Source organism: Limimaricola sp., from assembly GCF_016125575.1.
GTDB lineage: Bacteria > Pseudomonadota > Alphaproteobacteria > Rhodobacterales > Rhodobacteraceae > WGLM01.
The window spans coordinates 200,000-221,523 of sequence record NZ_WGLM01000002.1 but is presented as its reverse complement, the minus strand read 5'-3'; the positions used below and the strand labels follow the sequence as shown (position 1 = coordinate 221,523).

The following is a 21,524-nucleotide window of genomic DNA, read 5'->3' as shown; positions in this document are numbered from 1 at the left end:
TAATGAACTGCCTTTGTTAGGGTCCCCCCAGACACGGGGCCTGACGGGCCCCGCCTGCCTTCATGCAGCGTAATCAGGAGGACCAGAGAATGGACGGAAACGACATGGGCAAATGCCCGGTCATGCATGGCGCGACGACGACCTTCGGCGCGCGCTCGAACAGCGACTGGTGGCCGAACCAGTTGAACCTGCGAATCCTGCACCAGAATTCGGCGCTGGTCAGCCCGATGGACACAGAGTTCGACTACGCCAAGGCGTTCGGCAAGCTGGACTATACCGCGCTCAAGGCCGATCTGACGGCCCTTCTGACGGACTCGCAGGACTGGTGGCCGGCCGATTACGGCAATTACGGCGGCCTGTTCATCCGCATGGCGTGGCACAGCGCGGGCACCTACCGCACCGGCGACGGGCGCGGGGGCGCGGGCGCGGGCGCACAAAGGTTCGCGCCGCTGAACTCGTGGCCCGACAACGGCAACCTCGACAAGGCGCGGCGGCTGCTTTGGCCGATCAAGCGCAAGTATGGCAACGCCATTTCCTGGGCCGACCTGATCATCCTTGCCGGCAACGTCGCGCTGGAGCAGATGGGGTTCAAGACCTTCGGCTTTGGCGGCGGGCGTGCCGATATCTGGGAACCGGAAGAGGATGTCTACTGGGGCGCCGAAACGGAATGGCTGGCGACCTCTGACAAGCCCAACAGCCGCTATTCGGGCGAGCGTGATCTGGAAGATCCGCTGGCCGCCGTGCAGATGGGCCTGATCTACGTCAACCCCGAAGGCCCCGACGGCAACCCCGATCCTCTGGCCTCGGCGCGCGACATCCGCGAGACTTTCGCCCGCATGGCGATGGACGATTATGAAACCGTCGCGCTGACCGCGGGCGGCCACACCTTCGGCAAGACCCACGGTGCGGGCGATGCCGCGCTTGTGGGTCCCGAGCCCGAGGCCGCCCCGATCGAGGCGATGGGGCTTGGCTGGCTGTCTTCCTACGGTTCCGGCAAGGGCCGCGACGCCATCACCAGCGGCATCGAGGGCGCATGGACGCCCAACCCGACCCAGTGGGACATGGGCTATTTCGACGTGCTCTTCGGCTACGAGTGGGAGCTGGTCAAAAGTCCCGCAGGCGCCAACCAGTGGACGCCGAAAAACCTCAAGCCCGAGGACCACGCGCCCGATCCCGAAACCGGCGAGCGCACGCACCGCATCATCATGACGACCGCCGACATGGCGATGCGCATGGACCCGGCCTACGAGAAGATCTCGCGCCATTTCCATGCCAACCCCGACGAGTTCGCCGATGCCTTCGCCCGCGCGTGGTTCAAGCTGACCCACCGCGACATGGGGCCGAAGGCGCGCTACCTCGGGCCGGAAGTGCCCGCCGAGGACCTGATCTGGCAGGACCCTGTCCCGGCCGTCGACCACCCGCTGGTGGGCGAGGCCGACATCACCGCCCTGAAGGCCGAGATCGCCAAATCGGGCCTGTCGGTGCAGGACATGGTCGGCACCGCGTGGGCCTCGGCCTCGACCTTTCGCGGGTCGGACAAGCGGGGCGGCGCCAATGGCGCGCGCATCCGTCTTGCGCCGCAGAAGGACTGGGAGGTCAACCAGCCCGACCAGTTGGCGAAGGTGCTGAGCGTGCTGGACGGCATCCGCGACGCCTTCAACGCCAAGGGCGCGACCAAGGTCTCGCTCGCGGACCTGATCGTGCTGGCGGGCAATGTCGGGGTCGAACAGGCGGCCAAGGCCGGCGGCATCGACGTGACCGTGCCGTTCCGGCCCGGCCGGACGGACGCCACCGCGGAGCAGACCGACGTGGAAAGCTTCGCCGTGCTGGAACCCATCGCCGACGGCTTCCGCAACTACCAGAAAAAAGCCTACTCGGTTTCGGCCGAGGAGCTGCTGGTCGACAAGGCGCAACTGCTGACGCTGACCGCGCCGGAAATGACCGTTCTGGTCGGCGGGATGCGCGCGATGGATGCCAATGCGGGCCGCAGCGCGCATGGCGTGCTGACCGACCGGCCCGGCGCGTTGACGACCGATTTCTTCGTCAACCTGCTGGACATGGGCACCGTCTGGGCACCCACCGACGATGCTGCGTCCACTTTCGAGGGGCGCGACCGCAAGACCGGCAAGATCAAGTGGACCGCGACGCGGGTTGACCTGATCTTCGGCTCTAATTCGCAACTGCGGGCGCTGGCCGAGGCCTATGCCGAGGACGACGCCGCGGGCAAGTTCGTGTGCGACTTCGTCTCAGCATGGACCAAGGTGATGGAGGCCGACCGTTTCGACCTCGCCTGAGGCGGGCTGACATCTTGAACCGGCCGCGGGGGCACCCTTGCGGCCGGTTTTTCTTTGCCCCTCGCAGGCGGGCGCGGATCGCGCTATGCCCGGCCGATGGACATGGCCCCGTTTGACATCTTCCTCGTCGCGCCACCCGGCCTTGAACCCGCGCTGGCCGACGAGGCGCGCGCGGCAGGGTTCGCCGACCCGGTCGTGACCGAGGGGGGCGTCACCGTCACCGGCGGCTGGCCAGATGTCTGGCGCGCCAACCTGATGTTGCGCGGGGCCGCGCGCGTACTGGCGCGCATCGGTAGCTTCCGCGCGATGCACCTTGCGCAACTCGACAAGCGCGCGCGCAAGTTTCCTTGGGCCGACACGCTGCGCCCCGATGTGCCGCTGAAGGTCGAGGTCAGCACGCGCGCCTCGCGCATCTACCACGCCGGCGCGGCGCAGCAGCGTATCGAGGGCGGGTTGCAGGCGGCGGGGTTCACCACCACGCCGGAGGCGGGCCTGACCCTGAAAGTGCGGATCGAGGATGACCTGTGCACCTTCAGCATCGACACCTCGGGCGAGCCGTTGCACCGGCGCGGGCTGAAACAGGCCGTGGGCAAGGCACCCATGCGCGAGACGATGGCCGCGCTGATGCTGCGCGCCTGTGGTTATGACGGGTCCGAACCGCTGGTCGATCCGATGTGCGGCTCGGGCACTTTTCCCATCGAGGCGGCCGAGATGGCAGCGGGGCTTTTCCCCGGCCGCGCGCGCACCTTCGCCTTTGAAAAGCTGGCCAGCTTCGATGCCCCGGCGTGGCAAGCCTTGCGCGGCAGCGCCCGGCCCGTCCTGCCGCCCGCGCGCTTCTTCGGCTCCGACCGTGACAGCGGCGCGATCCGCATGGCCACGGCCAATGCCGAACGCGCGGGCGTCGCCCCCTGCATTACCTTCACCCGGGCCGCGATCAGCGATCTCGCGCGCCCCGAAGGGCCGCCCGGCCTTGTCATCGTCAACCCGCCCTACGGCGCGCGGATCGGCGAGCGCAAGCTGCTCTTCGGGCTTTACGCGACGCTGGGCAAGGTGCTGGCAGAGCGGTTTTCGGGGTGGCGGGTTGCCATCGTCACGTCCGACGCGGGGCTGGCCAAGGCCACCGCCCTGCCCTTCCTGCCGCCCGGCCCGCCGATCGCCCATGGCGGGCTGAAGGTGGTGCTCTATCGCACGGCGGCGCTGGCTTGAGCCCTCAGACCGTCAGCACGAAGAACACGCGGCGGAACGGGAACAGGACCGATCCATCGGGTTCGGGCGGATAGACCCGCGCCAGCGCCGCGTCATAGTCGGCCACGAAGTCCGCCGCGTCGTCGCCAAGTTTCTCGACGAAGGGGCGCATCGCGGTGGACTGCGTGAAGCGGCGCACCGGGTGGCCGTCCTCGACCGGCGCCAGAACCGGGGCCAGGCGCTGGAGATAGGTCGTTTCCCACGCACTGACGGTGCCCAGGGGAGCGAGCATGCGCGCGTAATCGGCGGGCATCGCGACCGGCGGAACATAGGCAGAAAAGTCGAACAGGTCAGGACGCAGATCGCGCGCGACCTGCCGCAACAGCGCGTGGCTGGGCGCATCGTGCTGGCCGGGAACCTGCACCGCCAGCGTGCCGCCGGGCGCCAGTAGCCCTGCCAGCCGCGGCAGCAGCGTGGCATGGTCGGGCAGCCAGTGCAGCAGCGCGTTGGAAAAGATCAGCGCGGGGGGCGCGGCCGGCTGCCACGTGCCGGCATCGGCCTCGATCAGCGCGTCATAGGCCCCGCATGTGCGCGCGCCAGCCAGCATGGCCGGGCTGGCGTCGATGCCCACCAGCCGCCGGTCGGGCCAGCGCAGCCGCAACGCGGGGCCCACCGCCCCGTCGCCGCAGCCGAGGTCCACGATGTCACCCGCGGGCACCTCTCCGACCTGCGCCAGCAGGTCCAGCGCGGGTCGCAAACGCAAACCCCGAAACCTGGCATAGGTTTCGGGGTTCCAGTCCGGTGTGGTGGTTGCCATCAGGCCGAAGGCTCCGGCTCCATCCCGCCAGAAGGTTTTGGCTTGCGGGTCCCCGCCTTGGGGATCGACGGCACCGCCGAACCGCCCGAGGGTGGCGCGCCGCTGGCACCGTCATCACGGTTGAGCGGTTCGCCGGCAATCACACGGGTAATCTCGGAGCCGGTCAGCGTTTCGTATTCCAGAAGGCCCTGCGCCAGCCGCTCCAGATCCTGCCGCTTCTCGGTCAGGATACGCTTGGCGGTGTCATAGCCCTCGTCGATGATCCGGCGCACCTCTTCGTCGATCAGCTTCTGCGTCTCGGCGGAATGGTTGGTCCCGCCGCCATAGGCGCCAAGGTAGGACTGCTGTTCGTTGGCATAGTCGATGTGACCGATCTTGTCGGACATGCCGAACTGGGTGACCATCGCACGGGCAATCTTCGTGACCTGCTGGATATCGCTGGTGGCACCACTGGTCACGTTCTCTTTGCCGAAAATCAGCTCTTCGGCCACCTTGCCGCCCATCGCCATGGCGATCTTGGACGTGTACTTGGTAAAGCTCACTGACAACTGATCCCGTTCCGGCAGGCTGAGCACGAGACCAAGCGCGCGACCGCGCGGAATGATCGTGGCCTTGTGGATCGGATCATGCTGCGGGACGTTCAGGCCGACGATGGCATGGCCCGCCTCATGATAGGCGGTCAGCTTCTTCTCGTCCTCGGACATGACCATGCTGCGCCGCTCGGCACCCATCATCACCTTGTCCTTGGCGGATTCGAAATCGATCATCGTGACGAACCGGCGGCCGACACGCGCGGCCATCAGCGCCGCCTCGTTCACGAGGTTGGCGAGATCCGCACCCGAGAAGCCGGGCGTCCCGCGCGCGATGATGCGCAGGTCCACATCGGGGCCCAGCGGCACCTTGCGGGCATGCACGCCGAGGATCTTTTCGCGGCCCTTGATATCGGGGTTGGGCACGGTGACCTGACGGTCGAACCGGCCGGGACGCAGCAGCGCAGGGTCCAGCACGTCGGGCCGGTTGGTGGCCGCGACGATGATGATGCCCTCGTTGGCCTCGAACCCGTCCATTTCGACCAGAAGCTGGTTCAGCGTCTGCTCGCGCTCGTCATTGCCGCCGCCATAGCCGACGCCACGCGACCGGCCCACGGCGTCGATCTCGTCGATGAACACGATGCAGGGCGCGTTCTTCTTGGCCTGTTCGAACATGTCACGTACGCGTGAGGCACCCACACCAACAAACATTTCCACGAAATCCGAGCCCGAGATGGTGAAGAACGGCACGCCGGCCTCGCCCGCGATGGCACGGGCCAACAGCGTCTTACCAGTCCCCGGCGGGCCGACCAGCAGCGCGCCTTTCGGGATCTTGCCGCCAAGGCGCGAGAACTTCTGCGGATTGCGCAGGAACTCGACAATCTCTTCCAGCTCTTCCTTGGCTTCGTCGATGCCGGCCACATCGTCAAACGTGACGCGGCCATGCTTTTCGGTCAGAAGCTTTGCCCGGCTTTTTCCAAAGCCCATTGCACCGCCACGTCCGCCACCCTGCATCCGGTTCATGAAGTAGACCCAGACACCGATCAGCAAAAGGAACGGCAGCAGGCTGACAAGGAAAGTCTGCAACCCACTGGTTTCCTGACTTTTCGCAGTGATCGGGATCTTCTTTTCCAGCAGCAGGTCGGTGATCTGGGCATCCTGCGGCTTGATCGTGGTGTAGTCACGCCCATCGCTGCCGCGGTAGATCAGTTGCTCGCCATTCTCGGTCACCTGCGTCACCGTACCGTTCTGCACGGCTGCGACAAAATCGGAATAGCTGCGCTGTGACGTGTTCATCGCGGTCTGGCCGCCGTTGAACAGGTTGAACAGCGCCAGCACCAGCAGGAACAGGACGACCCAAAAGACGATGTTGCGTGCGTTGCCCAAGTGGAACTCCTCAGAAAGCCTGATGGCGAGTGCAAGTGTCGCACATCGCCTCGGGGAGTAAAATAGACATCAATGGTCTGTGTTCAATGCACAAGCCGCCCAATCCGGAAAGGCGCGACAATCCGCGCGCTCCAGCCGGTGCCGAACCCCGCGAGCGGCGCCGCGATCAGCGCCTGTCCCCGCCAGACGGCGGGCCCTGCCGCCAGCGAAGCGCGCGGCAGGCCGGTTTGCCGCCAGTCGGGGCAATCGCGCAGCCCCTCGCCAAGTGCGCGCACCTCCAGTCCGGGCGCGTGCGGCCCCTCCAATTGCCAGCGGCGGTCCCAGATCGCGGTCGTGGTCGTGGCCAGATTGCGCACGGCATTCGCCTCGCGGGTGATGCGAAGGTGGCCGGTTTGCTGCATCACCACGCAGCCGGACAACGTGTGCCGGCCCGCCACCGCCAAGCCTTCGTCCATCGCATCAAGGGCGCTTTGTCGTGGCGGATACCCCTCGCCCCCGATCCATGCCAGCCCTGCCAAGCGCAGGCGGCGGACCATTTCGGCAGGCAGCCCGGCCCCATCCAGCAACAGATCGCCCCTGTCCTCGGTCACGCGGCGCGCCACCTCGGCTTCGGCGTAATGCTCCAGCGCGGCACGCGCACTCTCAAGCGCGCGGGCAGAGTGCGCGATGGTCCCGGGCGGGATGCCCAGCCCGGCCAGCACCTCCAGTGCCGCGCGGATGCGAGGACGCTCGCGGGTCATGTCATCGTTGCTGGGATCGTCGGTCCAGTCGATGTGATGGCGGGACAAGTAGGCGCGCAGATCGGCGCGGCCGACCTCCAGCAGCGGGCGGGCAAAGCAGACACCCCCGCGCCTGAACCGCGCCGCCATCGCGGCAAGGCCATCAACCCCGGCCGAACGGCCCAGCCGCATCAGAAAGGTTTCCGCCACGTCGTCGGCGGTATGGGCCAGCAGTACCGCGGCCACCTGATTGGCCCGCGCCCAGCCGGCAATCAGGCCATAGCGCGCCTCGCGCGCGGCGGCTGCCACGTTGCCCCGCCCGTCCCAGCCGGTCCAGTGCAACGTCTCATGCGCGACGCCCAGCCGGGCGCAGTGGGCCGCTACCTGCACAGCTTCCGCCGCACTTTCGGCACGCAGTCCGTGATCCACTGTCACCGCCCGCATGTCGGCCGCCGGAAAGGTTTCCTGCAACAGGTGTAACAGCGCGGTGGAATCGCCCCCGCCCGAGATGGCAACCCCTAGGGGCCCGTCCGGCAGACCGGCCATGCCGGCGGTCAGTGCCGCGCGCAGCCCGGCATCGGCCCCGGCGACGCCAGTTTCGGTCACTGGCAGCCGTAGCCCTGCATCGCGGTCGCGGCCTCGGCCACGGCCGGGTTGCCGGGAAAGCGGCGTCCCACCTCGGCCAGCGTCACACAGGCATCCTGCACCTGCCCGATCTTTCCCAGCGCGTCGCCCAGCCGGTAGAGCGCCTCGGGCGCGACATCGCCGGTGGGCGCAGCCGAGAAGGCATCGAGATAGGAGCGCGCGGCATCTGTCATCTTGCCCAGTTGCGCCAGCGCCTGCCCGCGCAGCATGTGCGCCTGCGGCACCAGCGGCCCGCCGGGATAGTCAGTGGCGTAATTGGCCAGCTTGTCGACCGTGCCCTGATAATTGCCGGCGTCGTAATCCTGCTGGGCAAGATCAAAGTCCTGCTTTTCGCCCACGGCCAACTCCGGCCCGGTCGAGGTGCCTGACGCTGTGGTGCCGGTCTGTGGTGCGGGGGCCGGTGCGGGCACGGTGCTGGCCGTGCCGCCCAGCGGCGCGGTATCGCCCAGCTTGCTGACATCGCAGCCCGTCTCAAGCTCGCAGACGCGGAATTCCAGATCGCCCAGACGGTTGGTGCCGTCGGTGACGATCTGGTTGATGCGGAATTCCAGCTCTTCGGTCTTGGCCGTCAACTTCTGCAGCGCGTCCTCGATGCTGTTGAGCCGTTCCAGCGGCGTGTTGCCCGCGACGCCGGTGGTCAAGCCACCGGAGGCCGTCAACTCGCCGCGCAGCGACTGCACCTGATCGTTGAGCGCGGCAATCTCCTGCCGGATGTCGACAAGGCTGTCGGCGCGCAGGGGCATCGCCCCCGCGACCGTCAGCACGGCGGCGATCAGGCAGATGCCGAAGCGCGTCATCGCAACCGGCCTCCTCAGCCCATGTTGCCGACAGAGATCACCGTCACCGCACGGCGGTTCTGGCTATAGCACGATTCGTTCGAGCAGGTCGCGATCGGGCGTTCCTTGCCATATGAGATCGTGCGCAGGCGGCTGCCGGGTACGCCCTTGGACACAAGGTATTCCCGCACCGCGTTGGCCCGACGTGCGCCAAGCGCAAGGTTGTATTCGCGCGTACCCTGTTCGTCGGCATGGCCCTCGATGATGGCCTGGTAATCGGCATGCGCCAGCAGCCACGTGGCCTGCCCGTCCAGCGTCTGCATCGCTTCGGGCGTCAGCGTGGACTGGTCCACGACGAAATGCACCCGATCGCCGATCGCCTGGTTGAAGTAGGCCGGGCTGTTGGGGTCGTTTACATCACCCAGCGCGCTGGAGGTGATGCCCCCGGGGCCGCCGGCACCATTGGCGCCACCGGCACCCGCGCCGAAACGGTCGGGCCGCGTGCAGGCCGCGGTAGACAGCGCCAGAAGGAGGATGGCAGCCTTGGTCATCATGTGCATGGGAGTTGTCCTGTGTGTTCTTGTGCTCGTTAAAGGTCAGTCTAGCACGGCGCGGGGCCTGAGGGAATTACCACGACGGGCAGGTTGTCAGGGTTGCAGCGGCCCCCATGACGGGTCCGATGCACCGGTTGGCGTTGGCACTTGCCGCAGGTTCCGGCCCGAGACGTCGACGGTGTAAAGCGACGACGTGCCGTCAGCGCCCTGGCTTTCGCGGCTGAACATGATGACACGGCCGTTGGGCGCCCATGTCGGCCCCTCGTCAAGGAAAGAGGCGGTCAGCAGCCGTTCTTCGGACCCATCCGTGCGCATCACGCCGATATGGAAGCGGCCCGCATTCTGCTTGGTAAAGGCGATAAGGTCACCACGGGGCGACCAGACCGGGGTGGAATACTTGCCGTCGCCGAAGGAAATGCGCGTGGGCTCGCCGCCGTTGACCGACATGACGTAAAGCTGCTGGGTCCCCGAACGATCGCTTTCAAAGACGATCTTGCTGCCGTCCGGCGACAGGCTGGGCGCGGTCTCGATCGAGGGTGCATCGGTCAGGCGTTCGCTTTGCCCGGTGGCGAGGTCAGTGCGGTACAGATCGGTATTTCCGCCGTTGATCAGGCTGTAGATCACTTGCCGCCCGTCCTGCGAGAAGCGTGGGGAAAACGCCATTTCGCCCGGTGGCGTGGCGATCTGCTGCTGGCTCACCGCAGAGACGTTCATCATGTAGATCTGCGGAAAGCCGGTCGCGTAGCTGGTGTAAAGCACACGGTCGCCCGTAGGCGAGAACCGCGGCGCCAGCACGATCGACCCGCTGTCGGTCAGATACTGGGTATTCGCGCCGTCGTAATCCATGATTGCCAGCCGCTTTTGCCGGGCGTCCTTCGGCCCGCTCTCGGCCACGTAGACGATGCGGCTGTCGAAATACGCGCCCTCGCCGGTGATCCGCTGGTAAACCTGGTCGGCGACCTTGTGCGCGATGCGGCGCCAGCCCCCGACGCTGCCGGCAAGCTGCATCCCGTCGCCCATTTCTGTGCCCGCGAAGACATCAAAGAGGCGAAACTTGACCGTGATCTGGTCGCCGTTGACCGCGACCGCCCCCACGATCAGCGCCTGCGCGTTGATGGCACGCCAGTCCGGGTAGGCGATGGGCGCGGCGAACGAGGTGAACGGGCTGATGAAGGACGACGGCGACAACTGCCGGAACAGGCCGGTGCCAACGAGGTCTGCCGCGATCACGCCGGTCACGTTGGCAGCGGCCTGCGACGATGCGGGTGTTTCGGCCTGAAAGACCGGCGCGGCAAACGGTAATGGCTCGATAACGCCGTCGGTGATGGTGATCCTCAACGGGCCGCCCTGCGCCGTGGCAGGTGCCGCCTGCAACAGGCCCAGCGCCAGAAGCGGCGCCATCAGAAGCGTCGTGATACGGAACCTCATCGCCATGGTCTCTCCCGTTCTCTGCGCGGTCAGTCTCATTCTGGCCAACCGCTAGTCAATAACAACACCGGGCACCGGCAGGATCGGCGGGTCATCGCCACTCTCCTACCGCAACCGCATGCTTGAAGGGTCGAACGTGATCTCGACCTGTTTCCATTGCTCATACTTGTCCGCCGGCAACTGGTAGCCGTCCCGCTGGCACCGCAACACCGCGCGCCGGGCCGCCTGAAAGGCCGAATCCGCCGCCGATTGCGGGCCGCCCTGTGCCGAGACCAGCCGCACATCGCCCACCACCTTGCCCTGCGGCGACAGGTCGAACTGGACTGTTACCACCACCGAGGCCGATTGCGAGCCGTTATCCACGTTCCAGCAGTTCTGCACAGACAGGCGGAACGCGTCCTTCTCCGCCCCGGTCATCGGTGGCCCCTGCACCGCTGCCGACGAGCCCGGCGTGGATGCCTGCGCCGAGGCAAGTGCGGCCGCCACAGCATCGTTGACGGCCGCCTCTGCCGGGGCTTGCGGTGCGGGCGTCGGCGGCGGCGTTTCCGTCGGCGTGGGGGTCGGTGTGGGGGTCGGTGCTGGCGGCGGCGCGGGCGGTGTCGGGCGCGCCGCAGGACGGGCCGAAGTTGTGGGGGCTGTCACCGGGGCGGCGGCGGGCTTGGCCGATTCAGGCACGATCTGGGTCGCGGCCTCGGGCGGAGCGGCTGCCTCGGCGGGTTTGGGGACAACGGTGGCGGCGGTCGCATCCTGCGCGGCCGGCTGCGTTACGGTGTCGTTGACCTGCGCATCGCTTGGCGGCTTGGGCGCGGGCGTGGGGGCAATGCGCGGCGCCGGGCGCGGCTGCGCCTCGGCCGCCGGCGGAAGGTCGGGCGTGGTGGCCGGGGCGCTTTGCTCGGGCGGTGCGGGCGGCGCTGGCGGGGTCGGCGTCGGATCCGGCGCGGGCGTCGGCACGGGAGCGGGCGTTGGATCCGGCGCGGGTGCAGGCGTCGGTTCGGGCTTGGGCGGTGCCGCGGGACGTGGTTCCGGCGCGACCGACGCCGTCGGCGCAGGTGTGTCGGGCTGCGGCGACTGTGCCGCCTGCAGCGCGGCGTATTCTTCGCCCGTCACCACCGAAACCTCGGTCACCTGCATCGGCTGCGGCTGCGAATCGAGGCCCCAGCCAACGACGAGCCAGACGATCAGCCCCAGATGGCCGATCGCCGAAACGGTCGTCCCCGTACTGAAGCGCTGCGCCATCTCCCTTGCCTGCCGGTCAGCCGCCCGACCCGGTGGTGGACCCGGCGCTGTGCGTCGCCGTGTCCGTCACCAGCCCGATATTGGAAAAGCCTGCCGCGTTCAGAATACCCATCACCTGCGCCACAGCGTCCCAGCTGCTGGCGGCATCGGCGCGCAGATAGATGCGGTCCGACTTGCGCTCGGCCAGCACGGCCCTGAGCTTGTCAACCAGCTGGTCGCGGGGCACCACTGTCTTTTGCAAGGTGATCTCGCCAGAGGCGGTCAGCGTCACCGTCAGCGGCTCTTCCTGATCCGTCGGAAGGGCGCTGGCCTCGGTCTTGGGCAGCTTCACCGGCACGCCGACCGTCATCAGCGGCGCGGCCACCATGAACACGATCAGCAGCACCAGCATCACATCGACCAGCGGCGTGACGTTGATCTCGGACATCGGCTGCGCCCGGCGACGGCGGCGCCGGTGGCCACTTCCGCCCCCGCTCGCCTGTTTCATGACACCCGCGGCCATGCTCAGGCGTCCAGCTGGCGCGACAGGATGGTCGCGAACTCATCGGCAAAGGCTTCGTAGCCCGAGATGATGCGATCGGCATCCGCGCTCAGCTTGTTGTAGAAGATCACCGCCGGGATCGCCGCCATCAGGCCCAGCGCGGTGGCAAACAGCGCCTCGGAAATGCCGGGGGCCACGACCGAAAGGTTGGTGTTCTGCGACTGGGCGATGTCGATGAAGGCATTCATGATGCCCCAGACGGTGCCGAACAGCCCCACGAACGGCGCGGTCGACCCAACGGTTGCCAGCACCGGCAGGCCCTTCTGCAGGCGGCCGGCCTCTTTGGCGATGGCCACGTCCATGCTACGGTCGATACGCGCCTGTGCGCCCGCGATCAGCCCGCCATCCTGCCGGTGGCTGCGTCGCCATTCCAGCATCCCCGCGACGAAAACCTTTTCGGATTGCCCGCGCGGCGCGGTGCCGATCTTGTCGAACAACTCGTCCAGCGGCTCGCCCGACCAGAAGGCGCGGTCGAACACCGCCGCCTCGGCCCGGGCGCGGCGGTACTGGATGATCTTGTCCACGATCACCGCCCAGCACCAGACCGAAGCGGCGATCAGCAACAGCATGACCAGCTTGACGAGGATCGTGGCGCGCGCGAACAGCGCCCACATCGAATAATCGGTGACTACGTCCATTTGCCTGCTCTCTCGGGGTCGGGCCGGTTGGGCCTCTGATTTGCAGAAGCGTTTACCTGATCCGACGCGGGAAATCCATCGCGTCGGCTATCACAGCGCGGAAAGGGCCGGAATTGTCAGTGAATCTGTCGGCGGATCATCGCCGGAAGGCGCACGGGCTGTCCGGCGGCATTCAGCGCAACCAACGTGACCTGCGCATTGAACAACAGCGCGCCGGCGCGAAACACTTCCTGACGCAGCACCAGCCGCACGCCGGTCTGTGCCTCGACAGTGGTGGCCACCGTCAATTCATCGTCGAAACGGGCAGGTTGCAGGTAATCGGCCTCGATCCGGCGCACCGCAAATACGATGCCCTCTTCGGCCTTTAGCCGGACCTGATCAACACCCAGTGCCCGCACCCATTCCGTCCGCGCCCGTTCGATAAAGCGCAGGTAATTGGCGTAATAGACGATTCCGGCAAGATCGGTGTCTTCGTAATAGACCCGCAAGGTACAGCGATGGGTCATGACCGGCCTCCCCCTTGTTGCGTCTGCGTCGCGGCAGCCGTCCCCGCACCATCCGCCCCGGCCCGCGCAAACAGGCGCAGTGCGTGGCTGGCATCCGTGGCGGCCGCCGGCAGGACCGGGTCATAGGCGGCGCGGATCACCGCCGCGATTTCGGGGCGCAGCACCGCCACGCCCTTGGCCAACGCCAACGGCGATGTGGCGCGGAACGCCTCTGGTCCCCATGGCAGGATCGCTCTCACGGCCTGATCAAGCGCCAGCGTCTCTGCCGGCATCGCGGCCAGGGCCGGGTCCATCCGCAGGAAGGCAAAGCAGGCCTTGACCGCGCCGTCAGGATCGAAACGGAAAAACCGGTACTGGTTGGCCTTGGCCGCCATCAGACGGTCTACCAGCGGGGCAAGATCGAGCACCAGCCGATCAAGGCCCGGAACCTCGGCCAGCTCGGCCCAGTCGCGGCAGAAGAACAACATCAGGTTGGCGCCAAGCTCCGGGTCGGTCTCGGCCATCTTGTGACCGGCCAGCGTCACCACAGCCTCGATCGCGCCCTTGATCACCGACAGCGTCGCGTCGTCAACGCCAAAGACGACCGGGACAATCGGCCTGCCCCAGCGCGCGCAAAAGAAGGCGCCATCCGAGGCGGTGAACATGGCGGCGATCTGTTCGGGCGTCATGGCGTGCCTTGGTTGCTTGCCATCCTTGGATTAGGCGCGCGGGCGGCGCGATGCAACCGTCAGCCCGGGTGCGCCATGACCGGACGGATCTTGTCCGGCAGCGGGCCCTGCGCCTCGCCCCAAAGGCGCGGCGCGCTGCCTTGCGTCCAAAGCGCGACCAGCAACCGGCCGTCAGCCCGGTTGATCGCCACCGCGCCATCGCTTTCATCGCAGAACCCCTGCACGCAGCCGCTGCCGGCCACCCAATCGCCCTCGACTTCCATCGGCGTGGTCAGGCTGATGACCTGCTGGGCGCGCTGGTAATCAGCCTCGCCCATCAGGGCCACGAACCTGTCGCGCCACTCGGCGGCGACCAGCAGATCATAGGGGTACTGCCCGATCCATGCGTCAGCCCCGGCAGAGGGCGGATGGCCCGAAGGCACCTCTCCCACCGCGACCTCGCTGATCGTGTGGCCGTCATAGACATAAGAGACGTTTCCCGCCCCCGGTGTCATCGAGGGCATGGTGACGGTGACCGTCTGCGCATCATGACTGACGGTGACGAGTTCCGAACAGGTGCCAAAGCTGGGGCTGGCATGCACGTCGCCCTGCGCAGTGTGGACCCATGCAAAATGCGCCGGGCAGGCATTGCCACCCATCGACAGCCCCACCAGCAGGAGCGAGCCTACCTTTTCCTGCACCCAGACCATCGTCGCAGGGGCATCGAAATCGACCGGCGTCTTGCCCACGAACATCTGGTCCACCGGCGCGCCATCGACGTCGACGCTTTCGATCCGCACCGGCCCAGAAGGGGTCTGCAGATCTTGCGCGGCAAGAGGCGTTACGGCCAGTGCGGCAAGGGCCGCAGCCGCAAGGCATGTACGAAAAGACATCAAACAATCTCCGTCTCGGTCAATCTCCGAAAAGGTCCGCCTCCCGGCGCGGCGCGTCAAGCCCCAGGTGCCGCCACGCGCCGGCGGTCAACATCCGCCCGCGCGGCGTGCGCTGGATCAGCCCCTGCTGCAGCAGGAAGGGCTCGATCACCTCCTCAAGGCTGTCACGGCTTTCCGACAGCGCGGCGCAAAGCGTCTCGACGCCGACCGGCCCGCCGCCATAGCTTTCCGCGATCAGCCGCAGGTAACGCCTGTCGGCCCCGTCAAGGCCAAGGTGATCGACCCCGAGCCGGGTCAGCGCGCGGTCGGCCACCTCTTGGGTGACAAGGCCATCGCCCTCGACCACGGCGAAATCCACCACCCGGCGCAGCAGCCGCCCTGCAATGCGGGGGGTGCCGCGCGCGCGCCGCGCGATCTCGCGCGCCCCGGCCTCGTCGGCGGGCGCGCCAAGCAACCGGGCCCCGCGCGAGACAATCTGATAAAGCTCGTCAGCGGTGTAGAATTCCAGCCGCGTGGGGATGCCGAAACGGTCGCGCAACGGTGTGGTCAGCAGGCCCATCCGCGTGGTGGCGCCAACCAGCGTGAAGGGCTGCAACTCGATCCGCACGGTGCGCGCCGCAGGCCCCTCGCCGATCACGAGGTCCAACTCGAAATCCTCCAGCGCGGGATAGAGGATTTCTTCGACCACCGGGTTCAGGCGATGAATTTCGTCGATGAAAAGGACATCGCGCGCTTCGAGGTTGGTCAGGATCGCGGCCAGGTCACCCGCGCGCGCCAGAACAGGCCCGCTGGTCATGCGGAAATTGACGCCCAGCTCGCGCGCCATGATCTGCGCCAGCGTCGTCTTGCCCAGACCGGGAGGCCCGTGAAACAGCGTGTGGTCCATCGCCACACCGCGCATTCGCGCACTTTCGATGAAGACACGCAGGTTCGCCCGCGCCTCGGCCTGTCCGATGAACTCGTCCAGCCGCTGCGGCCGCAACGCGCGGTCCTGATCCTCCGGCAGCGGGTCGGGGCGCAATGTGGGGTCGGGTTGGGTCATGCGTTCAATCTGCGGTCAATCGTTGGCCACCACAATGAACCTGCCCGGACGATCGTGGTCATGCCTTATCCCTTCGGCGCCAACAGTTTCAGCGCGGCACGGATCAACGTCGCCGTGTCAAGGCCGGGGGTTTCGCCCAGCGCCTGCGCGACGGCGCCCGCGGCATCGCCCGGCGCGTACCCCAGATTGCCCAGCGCCGACAGGGCTTCGGCCTGCGCGGGGTTATCGCGCGGGGGGGCCTTGCGGGCCGGTGCGGTTGCGGGCGCGGCGGGCTCGATCACCGCGTCCTGCGGCAGGGTCGCGGGGGCGCCTGCCATTGCCATCACCGCCGGTGCCTTATCCTTCAGCTCAAGGATGACCTTTTGCGCGGTCTTGGGCCCGATGCCCTTGGCCCGCGCAATGGCAGACCAGTCGCCCAGCGCAATCGCCCGGCTGACGCCATCGGGGCCCAGCGCGCCCTGGATCGCCAGTGCGGCCTTGGCCCCCACGCCCTGCACCGTCATCAGCAGGCGGTGCCACTCCTTCTCGGCCAGCGTGGTAAAGCCGAAAAGCTGCATCAGGTCTTCGCGCACCAGCAGATCGGTATAGAGTGCGGCCGCCTCGCCGACGCGGGGAAGTGCGGCCAGCGTGCGATCCGAGACATGGACGATGTAGCCCACGCCGCGCACGTCGATCAGCACGTGGTCGTTTCCGCGATAGTCGAGAATGCCCGCGACCTTGCCGATCATTCGGCGGCCCTCAGGATGGCGCGCGCAAGATGGCCCGCTGATTGCAGGTGATGGGCATGGCAGATTGCCACGGCAAGCGCGTCAGCGGCATCGGGCCCGGCCAGATCAACGCCGGGCAGTTGCAGCCGGACCATATGCTGGACCTGCACCTTGTCGGCATGGCCCACGCCGACCACCGCCTTTTTCACCGCGTTGGGCGCGTATTCGCCCACCTCCAGCCCGGCGCGCGCCGGCACCAGCAGGGCGATGCCTCGCGCCTGCCCCAGCTTCAGCGTGCCGGCACCGTCCTTGTTGACGAATGTATTCTCGACGGCGGCCGCCTCGGGGGCCTGCAGGCGCACCACCTCGCTCAACTGGTCGAAAAGCGACCGCAGCCGCGCCGCAAGGGTGTCTCCGACAGGGTGACAGACGCCATTGGCGACATGGCTCAGCCGCGCGCCCTCGACCCGAATCACGCCCCATCCGGTGTTGCGCAAACCGGGGTCGATCCCCAAAACCCGCATACTCGCCCCTCGGTCGTTGTGTTCTTGCAACAGGGTTAGCACAAAAGGCGAACAGACGCCAACGGCGAATATTTCTGGCGCCGCGGCAGCCGCCCTGCCCGCGCGCCATGATCCGGCCAGAAATGCAGTCTGAAAGCGGCATCCGCCGATCTGCCGCCGACATTTCCAAGCCCCTTGTTTACAAGGCTTTTACAGGGGGTCATGCCAAAAAAACAGGCATTCCGAAAACGCATGTGACCTATGCAAAAACGACACTGGCGGACGCAAACGCCACCACCTAGATGCGGCTCATTCCGAAACGACGCTGCACCGCAGCAGTCCCGCCCGAAAAGGATCAAAGACCATGACCGCCATTGATACCACCCGCGCCTTCGCCCCCGTCGCGCCCTCGCGCATCGCCGGTTTCTTCCGCAACGCGATGAATGCCGTCGCGATGTGGAACAACGCCCGCATCACCCGCAAATCGCTGTCGCGCCTGTCGGCCCGCGAACTCGACGATATCGGCCTGAGCTACGGCGACATCGACACCGTCGCCATCAGCACCTCGCGTAGCTGATCTCTCCGAACAATCGGACGGGATGAAAGACAGGGCCGTGCCGGGAAACCGGCACGGCCTTTGCCGTTTCAGAGGGCCTGCCTGCGCACGGCCGCGACTGTGTCGTAAAACGCCCATGCCAACCCCCGCGTGACGGGATCGGCCTGCAGCGCCCATGCCCCCGCACGCTCGGCCGGGGTTCCCTGCGCCAGCATCTGGACGCGCTGTTCGTAGACGCCCGCGCCCATGGCGATGAAAAGTGACGTCTTCAGGATCAGCGCGCAGGCCAGCACCAGCACCAGCAGCTTGAACGAAGAGAACGGCACGTGTCGCTTTGGCACGAGCATGATCAGCCCGTCAGGCGCGACACGCGCCTTGACCGGTCCTGAGGAAAGTCGCGCATGCGCGCGTCCGATCCTGTCAAGCCGGCGATGAAAATCCTGAATCGTGTGTCCCAAGGCAGCCTCCGCAAAGCGCCCCCACGCTCGCAAGGCGAGAATGGGGGTTATTTGTGGCTTTTTTGGGGCAATCGCGCGCGACGCGGATTCAACCGTTGCGGCGCAAGGTCAAGGTGGCCCAGTCGCCGATCTCGTCATGCCTGTCGAGGGCCAGCCCTTCGGCCGCATAGACGCCGATGATCTCGGCCGCCTGCTCGCGCAGAAGGCCCGACAGGATCAGCCAGCCGCCGGGCGCGACGTGGCGCGCCATGTCGGGCGCCAGCGCGATCAGCGGACCCTTGAGGATGTTTGCGAAGACCAGATCATAGGGTCCACCCGCCAGCAGCGCCGGCGCATCGAACCCGGCCGCCTCCAGGCAGGTCACGCGTCCGGTCAGATCGTTGGCCGCGACATTGGCCTCGGCCACTTCGACCGCCACCGTGTCGATATCGCTGGCCAGCACCGGGCGCGGCAAATCCCAGGCCCGGGCGGCCGCCATTGCCAGCACTGCCGTACCACAGCCGATATCGGCCACGCGGGACGGCTGCACGCCATCGCTCACCAACCGGTCCAGCGCGCGCAGGCAGCCCAGCGTGGTGCCGTGATGCCCAGTGCCAAAGGCCATCGCCGCCTCGATCAGTAAGGCGATGCGTCCCTCGGGCACCTTGTCGGCATCGTGGCTGCCATAGACGAAGAACCGCCCGGCCTCGACCGGCGCAAGCTCGCGCCGCACCTTGGCGACCCAATCCTCGTCGGGCACCTCGGACACCACGAAGGGCCGCACGCCATGCAAGGATTCGAGCAGGGCCAGCCCGGCAAGGTCCGGGGCGTCGATGAAATAGGCCCCTACCTCGAACAGGCCCGATCCATCCTCGATCTCGGTGACGCCGACGCCGGTGGGTTCGGGATCAAGCCGCTCCATCGCCTCGGCCAAAGCCTCGGCGCGCTCCAGCCCGGGCAGGGATGTCAGGGCGGCATAGGTTGTCATCGCAGGCCTCGCTTGCAGGGATGCGCGCGGGGCTAGTCCCGCCGCGCGCCGCCGTCAACCTATTCCGCAGGCAAGCCCATCGGCCCGCCCTGCAGGATCGTTTCCTGCCCCGGTCCGGGATGGCGCGGGATCAGCATGACGAGGCAGAACGAGATCGCTGCAATGCCCGCCGCCAGCCAGAACACCGCGCCCGGCGAGATCAGCCAGACATAGCCCAGCGTCACCGGCAGCACGACCGCCGCAATGTGGTTGATGGTAAAGGCCACTGCTGCGGTGGGGGCCATGTCGCCGGGGTCGCCGATCTTCTGCAGGTAGGTTTTCAGCGCGAAGGACAGCCCGAAGAAGATGTTGTCGACTACGTAAAGAACAGCGGCCACCCAAACGCTGAAGCCATAGAAATAAACCCCGCCATACATCACGAAGACGATAAACAGGCCGCCATATTCGAACAGAAGTGTCGCGCGTTCGCCAAAGACATGAACCGCGCGGCCCATCAGCGGCGCCAGCGCCATGTTGGCCAGCAGGTTGATCAGGAACAGCGCCGTCACCTGGTCGACGGCAAAGCCGAATTTCTCGACCATCATGAAGCCCGCGAAAACGGTAAAGATCTGCCGCCGGGCCCCCGCCATCAGTTGCAGCAGGTAATAAAGCCAGTAGCGGCGGCGGAAGACCATGGTCTTGAGCTGAGGATGCGGGCTTTCGAACTGGGGGTACCTGAAGAAGCAGAAGATCGCGACCAGCACCGTAAAGCCACCTGCGACCATGTAGACAAAGTTATAGCTCAGATCGAACCGCTTCCATGTCAGCACGATCAGCAAGTAGGCCGCGATCGTCGCGCCCGAGGCCGCGGCCGAAACCCAGCCCAGCATCTGCGGCGCGCGTTTGCGGTCGATCCACTGCAATTGCAGCGACTGGTTGACCGTTTCGTAGTAGTGGAACCCGATCGAGGAGAGCAGCGTGATCATCAGGATCCCGCCCATCGAGGGGAATTGTGCTGTCAGCGCGGTCGCCACGCCCAGCAGGCCCAGCGCGATGGTGGCCAGGACCTGTTCGCGCACGAACATCAGGATCGCGATCACCCCAATGGCAAGAAAACCGGGGATCTCGCGCACCGTGTGCAGCCAGCCGATATCCTGCCCGGTGAAGTGATCGGCATGGATCACCCAGTTGTTCAGCAGCGCCGACCATGTGGCAAACGACACCGGCTGCGCCATCGCCATCAGGAACAGCAGCGCCACAGGCCCGCGCCACAAGGGCAGGCTTTTGGCGTCGGCGAGCTTCACGATGGTCTTGCGCATGACTGCCGATTACGCCGTTTTGTCGGGTCTGGCGAGTGCGTTTTCGCGGAGCAGGCCCTGCGATTTCGCGCAGATCAAACCGCCAGACGGGCCGCATCTGCGGCAATCTCCCGCGCCTCGATGCCGATCTGGCGCAATTGCCCGTTGGGCGAGGCGGTGTAGGAACAGAAATAGAGCCCCCGTCGCGCGGTAGGTCCGCCGCTGACACGCGGACGCCCGTTCTCCAGCACGTCGGGCGCATCGCCAAGGATCGGCGTCAGATCCACACGATACCCCGTGGCCAGCATGATGGCGTCATAGTCTGCCGCCTTGCCGTCGGCAAAGCTCACGCGCGCCCCATCAATCGCCGCCAGCCCCGGCCGCACGCCGATGTGCCCCGCCCTGATCATCCGCAGCGTGCCAACGTCGATCAGCGGGATGCGCCCGTCTTCGACGATCTGGGCGACCGGCCCCTTGCCCGCGGGCATCAGGCCGTAGCTTTCGACAGTCCCCAGCTTCCAGCGCAGGATCGGCGCGGTCAGCGCGTCCGCAACACGGTAGGGAAAGATCTTGCGCAAGAGCCCGAACGACGTGATCGGAATGCCGAACAGCTCTTTCGGCAGCAGGTTCACCGGCCCGCGCACCGCCATGTCGACAGCACAGCCCGCCGCCATCAAATCCAGCGCGATATCCCCGCCCGAATTGCCAAAGCCCACCACCAGCACACGTTGCCCGGCGAAAGGCGCGGCATTGCGATAGTCCGCGGAATGCATCACCCGGCCGGCAAACCCGTCCAGCCCCAGCACGTCCGGATAGTTGGGCAGTTGCACCATGCCGGTCGCAAAAACGATGACATCGGCCCTGTCCGGCCCCTGCGCCGTTTCGACCTGCCATGTGCCGCCCTCCTCCACGACGCGCAGAACAGGGGTGCCACAGACAGGCGCCAGACCGAAATGGCGCGCGTAATCATCAAGGTAACGCACCACGTCGGCGCGCTTGGGATAACGGGGATAATCGGCAGGCATCGGCAGGCCAGGCAGGCCGGAACGGCCCCGAACCGTGTGCAGTTCCAGCCGGTCGTAATGGTTTCGCCAGCTTTGCCCCGGCTGGGCGGCGGCCTCGTAAATGGTCGCGGAAATGCCGCGTTCCTGCAGGCAGGCGGCGCTGGCCAGCCCCGCCGGTCCGGCGCCGATCACGATGGCTTTCATGGCGCACCCTT

The 21,524-nt window shown here is 66.8% G+C and carries 23 protein-coding genes; 4 read left to right on the top strand and 19 right to left on the bottom strand.

Annotated elements, in window-relative coordinates; genetic code table 11:
- Nucleotides 1–89: 89 nt before the first annotated feature.
- Together katG and GC146_RS02510 are read left to right on the top strand one after the other, a co-directional pair.
- Nucleotides 90–2,294, top strand: coding sequence for a catalase/peroxidase HPI (gene katG, locus GC146_RS02515; protein WP_291833921.1), 2,205 nt, complete (start codon nt 90–92; stop codon nt 2,292–2,294).
- A gap of 96 nt (nt 2,295–2,390) precedes the next feature.
- Nucleotides 2,391–3,500, top strand: a complete 1,110-nt coding sequence (locus tag GC146_RS02510) for a class I SAM-dependent RNA methyltransferase (protein ID WP_291833918.1) — start codon at nt 2,391–2,393, stop codon at nt 3,498–3,500.
- A 4-nt stretch (nt 3,501–3,504) separates the two neighbouring features.
- Here the strand turns inward: GC146_RS02510 and GC146_RS02505 are convergent, their stop codons facing one another.
- The 15 genes from GC146_RS02505 to ruvC all read right to left on the bottom strand — a co-directional run bounded on the left by GC146_RS02505 (nt 3,505) and on the right by ruvC (nt 17,068).
- Nucleotides 3,505–4,296: a methyltransferase domain-containing protein gene (locus GC146_RS02505; protein ID WP_291833915.1), complete on the bottom strand. Its 792-nt coding sequence runs from the start codon at nt 4,294–4,296 to the stop codon at nt 3,505–3,507.
- Complete coding sequence (gene ftsH / locus GC146_RS02500) at nt 4,296–6,212, bottom strand: ATP-dependent zinc metalloprotease FtsH (protein ID WP_291833912.1); 1,917 nt, start codon at nt 6,210–6,212, stop codon at nt 4,296–4,298. Before ftsH ends, GC146_RS02505 begins: the two co-directional genes overlap by 1 nt.
- Before the next feature lie 83 nt (nt 6,213–6,295).
- Nucleotides 6,296–7,537 carry a tRNA lysidine(34) synthetase TilS gene (tilS, locus tag GC146_RS02495; RefSeq protein WP_291833909.1) on the bottom strand — a complete coding sequence of 414 codons (1,242 nt, stop codon included), beginning with the start codon at nt 7,535–7,537 and terminating at the stop codon, nt 6,296–6,298.
- Nucleotides 7,534–8,373 (bottom strand): tol-pal system protein YbgF, encoded by an 840-nt coding sequence (gene ybgF / locus GC146_RS02490; protein ID WP_291833906.1) that lies wholly within the window; start codon nt 8,371–8,373, stop codon nt 7,534–7,536. The genes tilS and ybgF overlap by 4 nt, the downstream gene beginning before the upstream one ends.
- Before the next feature lie 14 nt (nt 8,374–8,387).
- The gene (gene pal, locus GC146_RS02485; RefSeq protein WP_291833903.1) at nt 8,388–8,912 is read right to left on the bottom strand and encodes a peptidoglycan-associated lipoprotein Pal; all 525 of its coding nucleotides are present in this window, start codon (nt 8,910–8,912) and stop codon (nt 8,388–8,390) included.
- 87 nt (nt 8,913–8,999) lie between these two features.
- On the bottom strand, nt 9,000–10,334 hold the full coding sequence (tolB, locus tag GC146_RS02480; protein WP_291835710.1) for a Tol-Pal system beta propeller repeat protein TolB: 1,335 nt from the start codon (nt 10,332–10,334) through the stop codon (nt 9,000–9,002).
- Nucleotides 10,335–10,439: 105 nt separating this feature from the next.
- The gene (locus GC146_RS02475) at nt 10,440–11,570 is read right to left on the bottom strand and encodes a hypothetical protein (RefSeq protein WP_291833900.1); all 1,131 of its coding nucleotides are present in this window, start codon (nt 11,568–11,570) and stop codon (nt 10,440–10,442) included.
- A 16-nt stretch (nt 11,571–11,586) separates the two neighbouring features.
- On the bottom strand, nt 11,587–12,072 hold the full coding sequence (locus GC146_RS02470; RefSeq protein ID WP_291833897.1) for an ExbD/TolR family protein: 486 nt from the start codon (nt 12,070–12,072) through the stop codon (nt 11,587–11,589).
- Between the two features lie 2 nt (nt 12,073–12,074).
- Nucleotides 12,075–12,749: a protein TolQ gene (gene tolQ / locus GC146_RS02465; RefSeq protein WP_291833894.1), complete on the bottom strand. Its 675-nt coding sequence runs from the start codon at nt 12,747–12,749 to the stop codon at nt 12,075–12,077.
- 116 nt (nt 12,750–12,865) lie between these two features.
- Complete coding sequence (gene ybgC / locus GC146_RS02460; protein WP_291833891.1) at nt 12,866–13,255, bottom strand: tol-pal system-associated acyl-CoA thioesterase; 390 nt, start codon at nt 13,253–13,255, stop codon at nt 12,866–12,868.
- Nucleotides 13,252–13,923, bottom strand: a complete 672-nt coding sequence (locus GC146_RS02455; protein WP_291833889.1) for a hypothetical protein — start codon at nt 13,921–13,923, stop codon at nt 13,252–13,254. Before GC146_RS02455 ends, ybgC begins: the two co-directional genes overlap by 4 nt.
- 59 nt (nt 13,924–13,982) lie before the next feature.
- Nucleotides 13,983–14,795, bottom strand: a complete 813-nt coding sequence (locus GC146_RS02450; RefSeq protein WP_291833886.1) for a hypothetical protein — start codon at nt 14,793–14,795, stop codon at nt 13,983–13,985.
- Nucleotides 14,796–14,814: 19 nt separating this feature from the next.
- Nucleotides 14,815–15,837 (bottom strand): Holliday junction branch migration DNA helicase RuvB, encoded by a 1,023-nt coding sequence (gene ruvB / locus GC146_RS02445; RefSeq protein WP_291833883.1) that lies wholly within the window; start codon nt 15,835–15,837, stop codon nt 14,815–14,817.
- 65 nt (nt 15,838–15,902) lie between these two features.
- Nucleotides 15,903–16,565, bottom strand: coding sequence for a Holliday junction branch migration protein RuvA (gene ruvA / locus GC146_RS02440; RefSeq protein ID WP_291833880.1), 663 nt, complete (start codon nt 16,563–16,565; stop codon nt 15,903–15,905).
- The gene (gene ruvC, locus GC146_RS02435; RefSeq protein ID WP_291833878.1) at nt 16,562–17,068 is read right to left on the bottom strand and encodes a crossover junction endodeoxyribonuclease RuvC; all 507 of its coding nucleotides are present in this window, start codon (nt 17,066–17,068) and stop codon (nt 16,562–16,564) included. Before ruvC ends, ruvA begins: the two co-directional genes overlap by 4 nt.
- 107 nt (nt 17,069–17,175) lie before the next feature.
- Between ruvC and GC146_RS02430 the strand changes: the two genes are divergently transcribed.
- Both GC146_RS02430 and GC146_RS02425 read left to right on the top strand, forming a co-directional pair.
- A complete protein-coding gene (locus tag GC146_RS02430; protein ID WP_291833874.1) occupies nt 17,176–17,349 on the top strand; it encodes a hypothetical protein in 174 nt (57 codons plus the stop codon).
- A 62-nt stretch (nt 17,350–17,411) separates the two neighbouring features.
- Nucleotides 17,412–17,624 carry a DUF1127 domain-containing protein gene (locus GC146_RS02425; RefSeq protein ID WP_291833871.1) on the top strand — a complete coding sequence of 71 codons (213 nt, stop codon included), beginning with the start codon at nt 17,412–17,414 and terminating at the stop codon, nt 17,622–17,624.
- Nucleotides 17,625–17,692: 68 nt separating this feature from the next.
- Here GC146_RS02425 and GC146_RS02420 read toward each other — a convergent pair whose 3' ends face one another.
- From GC146_RS02420 to GC146_RS02405, 4 genes are all read right to left on the bottom strand, one after another.
- Nucleotides 17,693–17,929 carry a hypothetical protein gene (locus GC146_RS02420; protein ID WP_291833868.1) on the bottom strand — a complete coding sequence of 79 codons (237 nt, stop codon included), beginning with the start codon at nt 17,927–17,929 and terminating at the stop codon, nt 17,693–17,695.
- A 220-nt stretch (nt 17,930–18,149) separates the two neighbouring features.
- Nucleotides 18,150–19,028 (bottom strand): 50S ribosomal protein L11 methyltransferase, encoded by an 879-nt coding sequence (locus GC146_RS02415; protein WP_291833865.1) that lies wholly within the window; start codon nt 19,026–19,028, stop codon nt 18,150–18,152.
- A gap of 59 nt (nt 19,029–19,087) precedes the next feature.
- The gene (locus GC146_RS02410; protein WP_291833862.1) at nt 19,088–20,326 is read right to left on the bottom strand and encodes an MFS transporter; all 1,239 of its coding nucleotides are present in this window, start codon (nt 20,324–20,326) and stop codon (nt 19,088–19,090) included.
- Nucleotides 20,327–20,400: 74 nt separating this feature from the next.
- Nucleotides 20,401–21,513, bottom strand: coding sequence for an NAD(P)/FAD-dependent oxidoreductase (locus GC146_RS02405; RefSeq protein ID WP_291833860.1), 1,113 nt, complete (start codon nt 21,511–21,513; stop codon nt 20,401–20,403).
- Nucleotides 21,514–21,524 lie beyond the last annotated feature (11 nt).